General features: G+C 43.5%; 11 protein-coding genes. 8 read left to right on the top strand and 3 right to left on the bottom strand.

Annotation, left to right across the window (positions count from 1 at the left end; all coding sequences use genetic code 11):
* The 4 genes from R7R24_RS13750 to R7R24_RS13765 all read left to right on the top strand — a co-directional run bounded on the left by R7R24_RS13750 (nucleotide 1) and on the right by R7R24_RS13765 (nucleotide 3,938).
* Nucleotides 1-648, top strand: coding sequence for an aldolase (locus tag R7R24_RS13750; RefSeq protein ID WP_005385078.1), 648 nt, complete (start codon nucleotides 1-3; stop codon nucleotides 646-648).
* Nucleotides 648-1,424 (top strand): 2-oxo-tetronate isomerase, encoded by a 777-nt coding sequence (gene otnI, locus R7R24_RS13755; protein WP_047101720.1) that lies wholly within the window; start codon nucleotides 648-650, stop codon nucleotides 1,422-1,424. The genes R7R24_RS13750 and otnI overlap by 1 nt, the downstream gene beginning before the upstream one ends.
* 61 nt (nucleotides 1,425-1,485) lie before the next feature.
* The gene (gene denD / locus R7R24_RS13760; RefSeq protein WP_017635260.1) at nucleotides 1,486-2,445 is read left to right on the top strand and encodes a D-erythronate dehydrogenase; all 960 of its coding nucleotides are present in this window, start codon (nucleotides 1,486-1,488) and stop codon (nucleotides 2,443-2,445) included.
* The gene (locus R7R24_RS13765) at nucleotides 2,445-3,938 is read left to right on the top strand and encodes a GntP family permease (protein ID WP_005375369.1); all 1,494 of its coding nucleotides are present in this window, start codon (nucleotides 2,445-2,447) and stop codon (nucleotides 3,936-3,938) included. Before denD ends, R7R24_RS13765 begins: the two co-directional genes overlap by 1 nt.
* Nucleotides 3,939-4,204: 266 nt before the next feature.
* Here the strand turns inward: R7R24_RS13765 and rcnR are convergent, their stop codons facing one another.
* Nucleotides 4,205-4,477: a Ni(II)/Co(II)-binding transcriptional repressor RcnR gene (rcnR, locus tag R7R24_RS13770; RefSeq protein ID WP_054578661.1), complete on the bottom strand. Its 273-nt coding sequence runs from the start codon at nucleotides 4,475-4,477 to the stop codon at nucleotides 4,205-4,207.
* Between the two features lie 135 nt (nucleotides 4,478-4,612).
* Between rcnR and R7R24_RS13775 the strand changes: the two genes are divergently transcribed.
* Complete coding sequence (locus tag R7R24_RS13775) at nucleotides 4,613-5,689, top strand: nickel/cobalt efflux protein RcnA (RefSeq protein ID WP_054578662.1); 1,077 nt, start codon at nucleotides 4,613-4,615, stop codon at nucleotides 5,687-5,689.
* A 549-nt stretch (nucleotides 5,690-6,238) separates the two neighbouring features.
* Nucleotides 6,239-7,798 carry a methyl-accepting chemotaxis protein gene (locus tag R7R24_RS13780; protein WP_017635256.1) on the top strand — a complete coding sequence of 520 codons (1,560 nt, stop codon included), beginning with the start codon at nucleotides 6,239-6,241 and terminating at the stop codon, nucleotides 7,796-7,798.
* Between the two features lie 147 nt (nucleotides 7,799-7,945).
* Here the strand turns inward: R7R24_RS13780 and R7R24_RS13785 are convergent, their stop codons facing one another.
* Nucleotides 7,946-8,845, bottom strand: a complete 900-nt coding sequence (locus R7R24_RS13785) for a LysR family transcriptional regulator (protein ID WP_047101713.1) — start codon at nucleotides 8,843-8,845, stop codon at nucleotides 7,946-7,948.
* A gap of 141 nt (nucleotides 8,846-8,986) precedes the next feature.
* On the opposite strand from R7R24_RS13785, the gene accD reads away from it, so the two are divergent.
* Complete coding sequence (accD, locus tag R7R24_RS13790; protein WP_054578664.1) at nucleotides 8,987-9,850, top strand: acetyl-CoA carboxylase, carboxyltransferase subunit beta; 864 nt, start codon at nucleotides 8,987-8,989, stop codon at nucleotides 9,848-9,850.
* Nucleotides 9,851-9,881: 31 nt separating this feature from the next.
* On the opposite strand, the gene R7R24_RS13795 is transcribed toward accD, so the two are convergent.
* Nucleotides 9,882-10,859 (bottom strand): hypothetical protein, encoded by a 978-nt coding sequence (locus R7R24_RS13795; RefSeq protein ID WP_053303803.1) that lies wholly within the window; start codon nucleotides 10,857-10,859, stop codon nucleotides 9,882-9,884.
* A gap of 449 nt (nucleotides 10,860-11,308) precedes the next feature.
* Here R7R24_RS13795 and R7R24_RS13800 point away from each other — a divergent pair, with 449 nt between their 5' ends.
* Nucleotides 11,309-13,735 carry a M9 family metallopeptidase gene (locus R7R24_RS13800; RefSeq protein ID WP_191115898.1) on the top strand — a complete coding sequence of 809 codons (2,427 nt, stop codon included), beginning with the start codon at nucleotides 11,309-11,311 and terminating at the stop codon, nucleotides 13,733-13,735.
* Nucleotides 13,736-13,880 lie beyond the last annotated feature (145 nt).

Consider the following 13,880-nt stretch of genomic DNA (forward strand, 5'->3'; position numbering starts at 1 on the left):
ATGAATAAAGAATTGATGACAGAACAACAACTGCGAGAGCAAATGGTCACTATGGCTCGCTCTATGTTTGAACGTGGCTATGCGACTGGCGGCGCTGGCAACCTTTCTCTAAAGCTGCCTAATGGACACTTTCTGGCGACGCCAACTGGTTCCTCGTTCGGCCGCTTGATTGCTGAAGAGCTTTCGGTTGTGGATATTGATGGCAACCATATCTCTGGTGAAAAGCCATCAAAAGAAGTCGCTTTTCATCTGGCGATTTATCGAAATAACTCAAAGTGTAATGCGATTGTGCATCTGCATTCTACTTACTTGACGGCGCTTTCTTGTCTTGAAGGTCTAGATCGCGAGAATGCCATCAAAGCTTTTACACCTTACTTTGTAATGCGCATTGGCGAACTGCCAGTGATTCCGTACCTGCGCCCGGGCGACCCTCAGATTGCTGAAGAACTTGCGCAGCGGGCTAGTGACTACAGAGCTTTCCTCCTGGCGAACCATGGTCCAGTGATCACGGGTACGGACTTTGAAGATGCAGTGGATAACGCAGAAGAGTTAGAAGAGACAGCGAAGCTAGCGTTCATTCTTAAAGACAGCAACATCCGCTACTTAACGGATACTGAGATTCAAGACCTAAAAGGGAGAGGTAAGTAATGGCTAAATTCGCGGCAAATCTGACAATGTTATTCACAGAAGTTCCTTTTCTAGATCGTTTCGAAAAAGCACACCAAGCGGGCTTCAAAGCGGTGGAATACCTTTTTCCATACGCATTCGAAGCGCAAGAACTAGCAAGCAAGATACAGCAGTTTGGTTTTGAGCAAGCGTTATTCAACATGCCTCCAGGTGATTGGGATGCAGGTGAACGAGGTTTTGCAGCTATTCCGGGGCGTGAGGATGAATTTAAAACGAGCGTCGAGACTGCGCTGATGTACGCCAAGGCACTGAACTGTAAAAAGGTTCACGCTATGTCTGGCATTGTTGATTCACGCTTCACTCGTGATCAGCATATTGAAACCTTTATCTCAAACATTCGTTATGCAGCGGATAAGTTTGCCGAACAAGGTGTTGAGCTGATGATTGAGCCACTCAACAATCGCGATGTACCGAACTACTTTGTTGCACATCAACGTGAAGCGGTGGAACTCATCAAACAAGTGGCTCGTCCAAACGTGAAATTGCAGCTCGATCTCTATCACGCACAAATTATGGACGGTGATCTGAGTACGTTGATTCGCGATGTGGCGCCATACACAGGCCATATTCAAATTGCCTCTGTGCCTGAAAGGCACGAACCATCGGAAGGCGAACTGAATTACCCACACCTATTCAATGTTTTGGATGACTCTGGTTACCAAGGCTGGATCGGTTGTGAATACAACCCAAGGCATAGCACGCAGCTGGGCCTTAGTTGGGTTAAACCATACCTATAACAATTTTAATTTCTATCCATAAATAACTTGAAACCAATTACAAAAACAAAGGGTCGTGACTATGAATATTATCATAACTGGAGGGGCGGGTTTTCTCGGAACCCTACTTGCCAAATCACTATTAAAAGAAAACAAAGCTGAAAGTATTACTATTGTCGACATTCAAAAGTCGCGCTTAGAGGGCATTGATGACCGAGTCGTTTCTTTAGTCATGGATATGACAAAGCGAGAAAATATAGACCAAGTTATTACTGCCGAAACGACACACATTTTTCATTTAGCGGCAATTGTATCGAGCCATGCTGAGCAAGATTTTGATTTAGGCGTAGCTGTAAACCTGACGACCACACAGTTATTGCTTGAGCGTTGCCGTAAAGTAAACCCTAATATTCGTTTTACGTTTGCTTCATCTTTAGCTGTATTTGGTGGTGATCTTCCGGAAACGATTACACCAATAACAGCACTTCATCCTCAGTCATCCTACGGGACGCAAAAAGCTATAGGTGAGTTATTGGTGAACGACTATGCCCGTAAAGGCTTTGTTAAAGCTGTATCCGTACGTTTACCGACTATTTGTATTCGCCCTGGGAAACCAAACCTTGCCGCTAGCTCTTTCGTAAGCGGAATTATTCGTGAGCCTTTGAATGCTCAAGAATCAAATTGTCCTGTAGACCCTACGCTAAAACTTTGGATATCGAGCCCGTCTAGAGTAGTGGACAATATTCAATATGCAGGGCTAATGCCTTATGAGCAGTTAAATAATCTGTCCTATAGAACGCTTAATTTACCTGGTATTCAAACTACACCAGCTGAGATGATTCAAACAATGGACACTCTAATGGGTAAACAACTTTCTAATTATATTACCTATGAGCATGATGCGGGTATTGATCGTATTGTGAGTAGTTGGCCACAAAAAATTGATTGTACTAAAGAACTGGAGCTTGGATTTAAAGCAGACAGTAATTTCAAGGATGTATTACAACAATTTATTTCTGTTAACAATATGGAGATTGTCTAATGTTACCAACCTCAGTAATTGGACTAATAGTAGCCGTATCAGTCCTTGTTTTTCTTGTATTACGTACAAAAGTACATGTGTTAATTGCGATGTTAATTGCGGCATGTATCGCAGGTATTATTGGTGGGTTAAGTGTTGACGACACGATTGCGACCGTTAGCAAAGGATTTGGTGGAACATTAGGCGGTATAGGGATTGTCATCGGTCTCGGCGTTATGATGGGGGCTATTTTAGAGGCTTCTGGAGCAGGAGAAAGTATTGCCTATAATTTTATAAAGTGGTTAGGAAAAAAGAAAGAAGAGGCCGCTCTTGCTGTAACTGGCTATATTGTTAGCATCCCAATCTTTGTGGATAGCGCGCTTATCATTCTTTATCCAATTGCGAAGTCTTTGTCAAAAACGTCCAATCGCTCGATTTTAACGCTTACGGTTGCTCTGGCGGGCGGCTTGGTCGTAGCGCATCACGCTATTCCGCCGACTCCAGGACCTTTGGGCGTTGCTGGTATCTTTGGTGTCGATCTTGCCAGCATGTTAGGTTTTGGTTTGATGATCGCAGCGCCTTGTGTCATGGGTATTGTTTGGTATGCAAGATGGTTAGAAAAGCAGTTTCCTGAATTCATTCCAACCGAACATTTCTCGAAGTCTAGTGAGCAACTGATTAATGATCACAAAGAGTACATTGCAAGTAAAGAAGCGAAAGACCTACCATCTTTAAGTAAATCTATCGCTCCAATTATTATCCCTATTTTACTTATACTTGCGAAATCAGTGATGGGTTTATTAGAGGGGACTTTCGGTTTCGAAGGGCTGACTGCAACAACATTTGGTCAATTTATCGCTTTTATCGGCAGCCCTACTATTGCACTATCAATAGCGACGTTATTAGCGGTTTACACATTGGGTAATAACCTTACCAAAGAAGAAGCGAATGAAAAGATGGAACAAGGAATCTCCACTTGTGGCATCATTTTGTTAGTAACAGGAGCTGGTGGCGCGTTAGGTGCCGTATTGCGTGAAACGGGTGCGGGCGCAGAGATTGCTAACCAAGTTGCAGGGCTTCCTATTTCTGCGGTTATGATTCCATTTATTATTGCGACGTTAGTTCGTATTATTCAGGGATCTGGTACAGTCTCCATGATAACCGCTGCTTCTATATCTGCCCCAGTTTTAGTAAATATTCCTGACGTTAACCTTTTATTCGCAGCGACGGCAGCTACGATGGGATCTCTATTTGCTGGCTACTTTAATGACTCGCTATTCCATATTGTTAATCGATTAATGGGGGTGACTGAGGTTAAGAAACAACTCATTATTTGGACTATTCCAACAACAATTGCTTGGGCTATTGGTGGTTCATTAGTCATGATTCTTAACTTATTCTTCGGATCTCATGGTTCAATCTTTGATCCTGTGTTACCACTTGCTGTACTTTTGGGGTGTGTTGCATTTACAAAATCTTACAGCGCTAAGCACGTCGAATTACAAGAGGTATAAAGGTTTACTTGTACTCTTCCATAAAGTAAAAACCTATCACAATATGTATTTTTATCAGATAGTTTAGAGTTTTTTAATAATATGAACGGCCCTATGTTTGGGCCGTTTTAGTTCTTATAAATAAACTATTTAACTTGAACCGATATAGGTTCCATTTTCAACTTAATCAATATGAAATGGAATTGTTATTTCCCGCTTAGTAAGCGACTACCTATAAAGGATATATTCGAGTTTAACCCTAGTGACTTTACTCTAGCGAAGTAGGGTTACTTTATATAAGAGTCCAGTACTTTTAATACGACTTCCATATCTTTTTCACGTTGAGTTTTGTCTTCCTCAAGTACAACGTGCTCAAGTAAGTGACCTTTAATTATTTCTCGCATCAAACCATTTACTGCTCCCCGAATAGCGGCAATCTGCTGCAACACATCTTGGCATTCATGCTCTTCTTCCAGCATTTTTTTAAGTCCGTTCACCTGACCCTGTATTTTACTGACTCGAGTGTTGAGCTTCTTTTGATCTCTGGTTGTATGCGACATGTCTTATCTTCTTTACGTTACGGGCCGAGTTATTCTAACTGATAATGTAGCACTCAATTTATACTGGGGGGTAGTATTTAATACTAGGGGGGAGTATAGTTTGCGATAAATTAGAATCAACAACAGAGAACAACAATGGATTTTGTCGCGTTACTACAACAAGGTAATGGGTGGTTCTTTATTCCCAGTGCCATTTTGCTTGGCGCCTTGCATGGTTTAGAACCTGGGCACTCTAAAACGATGATGGCGGCGTTCATTGTCGCGGTGAAAGGAACGGTCAAACAAGCCGTGATGCTGGGTTTAGCTGCCACACTTTCTCACACTGCAATTGTATGGTTAATCGCTGTTGGCGGGATGTATATTAGCCAGAAATTCACCGCTGAAGCGGCTGAACCATGGATGCAACTTATCTCTGGGGTCATTATCGTGACAACCGGCGTATGGATGTTTTGGCGAACATGGAGCGATGAGCGAGCTTGGAACAAAGCTCAGGATCATGCTCGCGATTGGACGACGCAAGTTGTGGATACAGGACATGGGCATGTTTCGCTTTCGATTACAGAGGAAGGGGTGCATCACCGTTTCCAGTTGCGAACACTCAGCGGTAAACCTTTAACTGCTGAAGGTATCAAGGTTTCGGTATCGAGTGATGGTTATCAACCTGCTGATATTTATCACTTTATAGAGCGTGATGGATACTTGGAATCGGCGTCTTGCATTGAAGTCTCTAATGGACTTTCTGTCACTTTGATCATCGGGCACCATGATCATACCCATGACTTTGATGTACATTTTCGTCCTGGTTCTCATTTAGAAAACGAAGATAAGGAATATCAAGATGCTCACGAACGCGCTCACGCTTTAGACATTCAAAAACGCTTTGAGAATCGAGACGTGACGAATGGGCAAATTCTGCTGTTTGGATTAACGGGCGGTTTGATTCCATGCCCTGCTGCGGTAACGGTTTTGCTTATCTGTTTGCAGCTTAAGGCAATGACTCTTGGTGCGACATTAGTTGTGTCATTCAGTATTGGCTTAGCCTTGACTCTGGTTGCTGTTGGCGTTGTGGCAGCAGTGGGCGTGCAAAAAGCGACATCTAAATGGAGCGGTTTGAATGATGTTGCACGTCGAGCTCCTTACTTATCGGGCGTCTTGATCAGTGCAGTTGGTTTGTACATGGGTATGCATGGATACATATCGCTGACAAGTTAAACTCTGTGGTAAAGATTCTTTTCCTTTCTTTTTGCATGGGTAATAGCTTCATGCCTTGGTTTGCCTATTTTGCTGCCGATTCTTGATTGAGAATCACTCGATCTGACATCGCTGCCATATCTACAAACCAAGTCATTCTCGCTTCACCAAGCATCTCGGATTACAACCGCTGCAATTGTGGCTCTAATATCTGAACCTGAGATACTAAATGATAAAACGGGAGCACTGACCACAGCGCTCCCGACGGCAAAACGCTAATTAGAACTCTTTTCTTTAATGTTCGATACCAATTTGGTCGCATAGTTAAATTTAACTATGCAAACGTTTCCTTTTGCGTACTCGTCCCTTCGCCAAACCTCGTAGAAATGTGACGTTTTGAAGACTTTTTTTCCTTCTGTCTAAAGTAATCGGGAACCAAGCAGATACATAGTTATAAAGTTATGTCTTGCTCTGCCAAACAGACCCAAAATGCAGTTTGGTTGGTTTTGGAGAAGAAAGGCTTAGCGCTCGATTAATGAGCATCAATTGAATTGTATTGAGACAATTATAATGAAAAGAATCATCTTATTAGCAGTCTGCGCCATGTTTGGTATTGCTGTCGTGGCGAGTATGGCATCAACGTACCTAATTTCGAGTCAGAAAATCGATGACATCATCTTAAACAAATCCCAAGTTCAAGCTGAGTTTCTAGCGGGAAATGCGAGTTATATTTTGGAGAACTCAGCCAATCCAATGCAAGATTTACAATCGCTTGTTGAGGGGCTGAAACAACGTTCAGACGTGAGTTATGCCGTTGTAATTGACCGTAACGTAACGGCAGTAGCCCACAGTGATAAGCACAAGCTGAACAAAACCTATAACGATGAATATACTGTTGAAGGCGCGACGAGAGGTGTTCAACAGTACTCAAAGTGGTATGCCGATGTCCAGAAAGTATGGGTGTTTGACATCATGGCACCAATTTATGTGGATGGTCAGTTATACGGTACTTTTGATATTGGTATTCCTATTACCGAAGTGAGCCAAGCGACGAATGGAATTATTACTTACCAGTTGATCTCTATGGTGGCGATCTTCGTTATGTGTGTTTTGATTCTGTCACTTCTGCTAAATAAACTGATGAGACCGCTTTCTGCGCTTAAAGACGCTCTACAAGACATCTCAAAAGGAGACGGAGACTTAACCGTTCGTTTGCCAGCGAAAGGTAATGACGAAGTCGCGCAAATTTCTTCTGCTTTCAACGTTTTTGTTGGGAAAGTACATGAGATTATTACACAAGTTGTAAATACTGGTGTGGAGCTTAATAGTTCAGCTGTCGCTTTGCGTGGGCAATCTCAGCAAGCGCTCACAAGAGGGCAAGAGCAGAACGAGCAAACCATGCTGGTTGTCACATCCATGAACGAAATGATTGCGACGGTCAATGAAATTGCCTCCAATGCTGCCGGAGCGGCAAATGCTGCGAGTGCAGCAAGTAATGAAGCGCAAGATGGCTACACGACGCTAGAAAGAACCAAAACGGCGATGACTAATCTTGAAAACGAGATGAACAGCACTTCCAACATTATCGTGAGTCTTGCTGAAAATACTCAGTCGATTGGTAGTATTCTAGAGGTGATTAGAGGTATTTCGGAGCAAACCAATCTATTGGCTCTCAATGCGGCTATCGAAGCGGCACGCGCTGGTGACGCTGGCCGAGGTTTTGCAGTAGTCGCTGATGAAGTTCGCAACCTAGCGACTAAAACGGCTCATTCTACCGATGAAATTGACAATATGATTCACCAGCTACAAACTGAAGCTCAAAGTGCGGTGAATTCAATGAGTAATAGTAAGACTCTTATTGAAGAAGGAACGGCAGAAACTGAGTTAGCTCGACAGGCTTTAGAAGCAATAGCTGCACAAGTGACGACTATTTCAGATATCAATACTCAAGTAGCAACCGCAACAGAACAGCAATCAACGGTAGCAAACGAAATTAATATGAACATGGATACCGTCAGCCACTCAGTGAAAAGTGCGCTAACGGCGAGTGAGCAACTAGAAGAATCAAGTCAACAACTCGCGGAGCTATCGCGAACACTCGATCGTCACGTGGGAGCGTTTAGAATCTAAACGCCAACTGACCCTCTTTAATAAAAGCCAGTAAATGTTAATTGCTGGCTTTTTTATTTGAAAAAATCGAGTCTCAAATCGCTTAGCGGTGTTTGTCCTTTCTAGACGATAAAACAGAATACGATAAATTAGTTGAGTAAAGCTTAGCTAGGCGTTAAGTTTTGCGTTTTGCTTTAAATGTTCAACAAACATAGATATTTTCTTAGCTACATGTTTTCTTGACGAGTAAAAGGCGTAAAGCACTAAATCCTCAGGTTCGTACTCTAGAGTGACGATTTCTAGCTCACCATTTTTGATCTCATTTTGGCATGACTCAATTGGCAATATTGCGTATCCAAGCCCTGATAACGCGCCATATCTGGCGAGATGACCGCTGTTTACTTTGAATGAAGATTGCACAGTTTGAGTAATATGGCCCCCAGCAGGGTTTCTGAATACCCATGGTGCACCATTTACTGCGGTAAGCGTCGTGATGCAGGGAACATGACTTAGATCCGTAATTTTGTAAGGGGTGGCGTATTTCTCAATTAATTGAGGCGCGGCTAAAATGGCACTGGGCCAGCGTTTTATCTCTCTCGCCACCCAGTTACTGTCTGACAAAGTCCCTCTATGAAAACTCAAAATGACATCAAAGCTGTCAATAACATCATCTTTAGGGTTTAGCGTTGTATCGCAAGACAAAGAGATTGACGGGTATTGCGTGCAAAAGGTGACAACCGCTTTGGCCAGTACAGGTGTGTCTGGCATAAGAATTCGCAGTTCCCCTGTTACCGTGTGCGAGTGGCGCGTTACCGTTTCTAGTGCGGCGTTGAGTTGCTCCAATAACGGACGAGTGCTGCTATAGAGCTCTTCTCCAGCCTCGGTAGGCGTCATTCGCCTTGTTGTTCTATTGAACAACCTAATGTTTAACTTTTCTTCAAGCAGGGCAATGTGTCGGCTGATATTTGATGTTGGTATATTCAAACACTCAGCGGCTCGTTTAAAGCTGTTGTTCTCATAAACACAGTGAAAACTTTTTAACCAGATTTGGTCAACGTTATCAAACATTTCATTATCCCACTTTATTGGATTATCAAGCCAGCATATCGCACTTTATCCCTGTACTAAGTTACATACAATTTTATTTACAAGTTTAAGCGAACAAACAACGAGATATCGCGCTAGAACGTAATCAATAGAGGTGAATTTATGAGCTGGTTAGAACGGTTATTTGAGAATAAAAATATAATAGGTTCGCGCAAAGCGTTTATCCCTGAGGGCGTTTGGACAAAGTGTCCTGAGTGTGAACAAATACTTTATCGTGCCGCGTTAAAAGAAAATTTGGAAGTATGCCCTAAATGCTCATATCACATGAGAATGGCTGCGCGTCAAAGGTTGATCTCTTTTCTGGACCATGGAACACAACAAGAGTTGGCAAGTGAGTTGGAGCCACAAGATATTTTGGGTTTTAAAGACTTAAAGCGATATAAAGAGCGAATTGCTTTAGCGCAGAAAACGACTGGAGAAAAAGATGCGTTGGTGGTGATGGAGGGCAAGTTATTGGGGCTGCCTGTTGTTGCGTGTGCATTCGAATTCTCTTTCATGGCAGGCTCGATGGGCGCAGTGGTTGGCGAGAAGTTTGTCCGAGCAGTTGAAAGCGCAATTAATACAAAATCTGGGTTAGTATGTTTTTCCGCTTGCGGAGGGGCGCGCATGCAAGAGTCTTTGGTGGCACTCATGCAAATGTCAAAAACCAGCGCCGCGTTAAACCACTTATCTGAGCACAGATTACCCTATATCTCAGTATTGACGGACCAAACTTATGGTGGCGTCTCGGCGAGTTTAGCCATGTTAGGAGACATCAATATTGGTGAACCTAAAGCAAGTATTGGCTTTGCGGGAAGACGGGTCATTGAGCAAACGGTACGTGAAAAGCTACCAGACGAGTTTCAGCGAAGTGAATTTTTACTAGCGCATGGTGCGCTAGATATGATTGTCGATAGACGTGAAATGCGCGATCGCGTTGGCCGCTTACTGGCTAAGTTAACCAACGCGAGGGTGGTCTCAGAATAGGTTGTATTAAAGTTAGACTTAGTACTTGCGTTTATTGAGCCGTAATCATTACAAACCGTTCATTTTGCCCCCATCTTGGTTCCGCATTCATTAGGCTGAGATCCAACGCCGTTTGGTATGGGTCAACAGCAAAATGGTCGCTTACTAACCCCCAGAGCATCCAGTTGATTGCGGTTTCATTCTCGGTAAGCTCTTCGAGTGGCGCTTGGAGGAAAAAGTACTCATCTTCGCCATCGTAACCGAGCCGATCATAGATAATGTTGCGTAGCTCTCGATCCAAATCATGTTGGAGGTTGATTGAGTCGTACAGTTGCTCTTCTGTTGGGCCATTCTCATGGTGATAAACATTGCGTTTTGACTCTTTGTGTAAAGTACCTGCGCCAGTTTCAATGCTTACTTTCTTTTGCGAGTGTTGCTCAAGAACTTGAATGATTTCATCCTCTAGTTGATCGAGTTTACTCAGCAAAACTTGATTGTTTATGTCACCAGCGGGGGAGGCCATCGTTTGGAAGGCTTTCACTCTCTCGTAGACTGCTTTCCCGTGAGGAAGGGCTGCAAAACACTGTTCTTGGAGCGCTTCATTGGCTTGCCAAATGCCCGAGTAGAGCTCGTAATCATGTGTATATGGTGGAAGCTCTTCAGTATCTTCCCCTAATAATTCTCGCCAGCGCTTTTGCCACTGTTCTTCTTTTGCGTGTTTTACACGCGCGTATTGCTTAACCCAGCGGTTACGAAGTTTTACCCCAAAAATGGCAAGTCCCCATGGAGCGAGCAAATAAAAATAATAGTGAGAAGAGTTATCCCAAAAGTAACCGTAAACGTAAACACCAAAAGCAAGCACCCAAGTTCCAATAGTACAAGCAATAACCCCGGACATTATTGATGATTGGCGCTTTGTTTCTCTTAATGTATTACCTTCAGCACATAACCAAAAAATGCCACCAAAAACAAAGGCAAACGTTGTCATGAAGTAGGCAATCCCCGCTCCCAAAAATCCCCAAAGTGACATGTATTATCCCTAGCCAAATATCTGCTTTATTCACTCATCAATGACTGGAGGAGTAAATGTGTTTGATTTGGCGGAGAATTTACCATTAATGCCAGCCTTTTGATATGCACTCGATGACTTATTGGGAATGAGTCACAAATAAAAATAGATGGTATCAAGCATCAAAATTTAATTTAGAACCTTTGATTGTCGTGAACTCTATCTGGAAGAGTTAAGGGGGGGCGTTTAAGGGCAATTTTCCTCATAAAGTCGTTATTTAGAAAAAGGTAAATTAATGTTTTTATTGATAATTGTGAGTTTTTTGGGAGTGGGATTGCTCCCATTTAATTAGAGTAAAAGACCTATTTTTGGGAGCGGTTTCATAAATTTTATGACACTGATTTCACTGTTTGAGCTGTAAAGAATATAAACCCCCACTCAATGTATGTTAATAATCAATGAGTGTTGTTATGTCTCATATCCGTTTTTTCCCGCGCCATCGTTTGGCGCTTGCTTGTATGCTAGCGAGTGTGTCTGGCTTCTCTTTTGCACAAAATCAGTGTGCTGTTGCTGATTTACAACAATCGCGAGATCTGGCTACTGCCGTTTCTGGTGCTGAGTATGATTGCTACCACGCTTGGTTTTCAGCACCTTCAGAAACGCTGAATGATATCTATAGTGAAGCGAGCCTAAGCCGTATCCAAGTCGCGCTGGATCAAGAAATCGCTCGCTATCGTGGTGAAGCAGATCAAGCTCGTATTCTAGAGAACCTAGGCGAATTTATTCGAGCGGCCTACTACGTTCGCTACAACGCTGGTACTGGTACACCTGAGTTTTCGCAAGCGTTGAGTCAGCGTTTTGCTCAGTCGACGAACCTATTCCTAAACAACCCTCATGCTTTGGATCAAGGTCGTGAACAAGTTGGTGCAATGAAGAGCCTGACTTTGATGGTTGATAACGTTAAGCAGTTGCCGCTGACCATGGATAGCATGATGGCCGCGTTGATGCACTTTAATCGTGAAACCGCGCAGGACACGCAATGGGTCGATGGTTTAAACAACTTGTTCCGCTCTATGGCAGGCCATGCGGCGAACGATGCGTTCTACCGATACATGGCAAACAATACTCACCATATTGATACGTTGGTGAAATTCGCATCTGATAATGCTTGGGCATTAGATACGGATGCAAGCTTTATCGTTTTCAATGCATTACGTGAAACTGGTCGTTTGCTCGCGAGCCCAGATCAGGAGACCAAACGCAAAGCATTGGCAGTAATGCAACAGGTGATGCAGCGTTATCCACTGGGTAGTGAGCATGACAAACTGTGGCTTGCTGCCGTTGAAATGATGAGCTACTACGCACCAGAAGGCCTAAATGGTCTGAATATTGAGCAAGCCAAGCAAGATTTAGCTGCACGTGTAATGCCAAATCGTTTTGAATGTCAGGGACCTGCCATTATTCGCTCTGAAGATCTGACCGATGCTCAAGCATCGAAAGCGTGTGAAGTGCTAGCGGCAAAAGAAGCCGACTTCCATCGAGTTGCGAATACGGGTAATCAACCTGTCGCTGATGATTTGAATGATCGTGTTGAAGTGGCGGTATTCGCGAGTAACACTAGTTACGTTGATTACTCTTCATTCCTATTTGGTAATACAACGGACAACGGTGGTCAGTACCTAGAAGGTGACCCTTCAAAAGCGGACAATACTGCGCGTTTCGTCGCTTATCGCTACGCGAATGGTGAAGATCTCTCTATCTTGAACCTAGAACATGAATACACGCACTATTTAGATGCACGATTTAACCAATACGGTTCGTTCAGCGATAACTTGGCTCATGGTCATATTGTTTGGTGGCTAGAAGGTTTTGCTGAATACATGCATTACAAGCAAGGTTACCAAGCTGCGATTGAGCTGATTGCAGATGGTAAACTGAGCCTTTCCACTGTGTTTGATACCACGTACTCTCACGATACCAATCGTATCTATCGTTGGGGTTATCTAGCTGTTCGATTCATGTTAGAAAATCATCCACAAGACGTCGAAAGCTTGTTGGCATTGTCGCGCTCTGGCCAGTTCGAACAATGGGCACAGCAGGTGACGTCTTTAGGTCAACAATACGATGCTGAGTTTGAACGTTGGTTGGACACATTAAAAGTGGAACCTGAGCAACCTGATACAGACCCAGAAGAGCCAACAGAACCAACAAGCCCTGAAGCACAAGTGACTGAATTGACGGCGAACCAAAGCCTTCAGCTCAGTGGCGAAGCATACAGCGAAAAACTGTTCTACGTTGATGTTCCAGCCAACACCGTTAACTTCAATGTATCTATTGAGGGTGCGGGTGATGCGGATCTTTACATGAGCTACAACAAAGTCGCGCATTACTATGATTTCGAAATGAGTCAATATGCTGATGGCAGCAATGAAGAGATTGTGTTTGAACCAGAGCAAGATGGTTACGTTAAAGCGGGTCGTTACTACATCAGCTTAACTGGACGTGATAGCTATGACTCAGTAAATCTTGTGGCTGCGTTAGAAGTGGAAGCGCAAACACCGCCAACCCAAGTGCAAGATGATTTAGCACCTGTGGTACTAGAGTCTGGTGAAGCCAAAATGCTTACCGTTCACAAGCAGCGTTATGCAGCAGTTTATGTGCCTGAAGGTGTAGAAGAGGTTCGTGTATGGCTAACGGCTCACTCTCAAACTGGTAATGTCGATCTATACGCGAGTAGGGAGCATTGGCCTACAGTAGAGCAGCACGAGTATGCGTCCAACTATGCAGGCAGCAATGAATACCTTGCGATTCCTGTTACTGAAGCAGGGTACGTGCACTTCGCTCTTCAGGCTCCAGAGCAAGGCGATGACGTTGAAATGCTAGTGCACTTCAACTAAACAGGTTCGATTAACTAAAGTCGAGATAAAACGTCGCTGATACAGCGACGTTTTTGTTTATATCGGACACGATTATAAACAAACAGCGGCGAATGCTAGTTAATCGGCTGATCTATCGAGTTATCAGTTGCCCTTTTTCTAAACG

The organism is Vibrio sp. 704, from assembly GCF_033339295.1.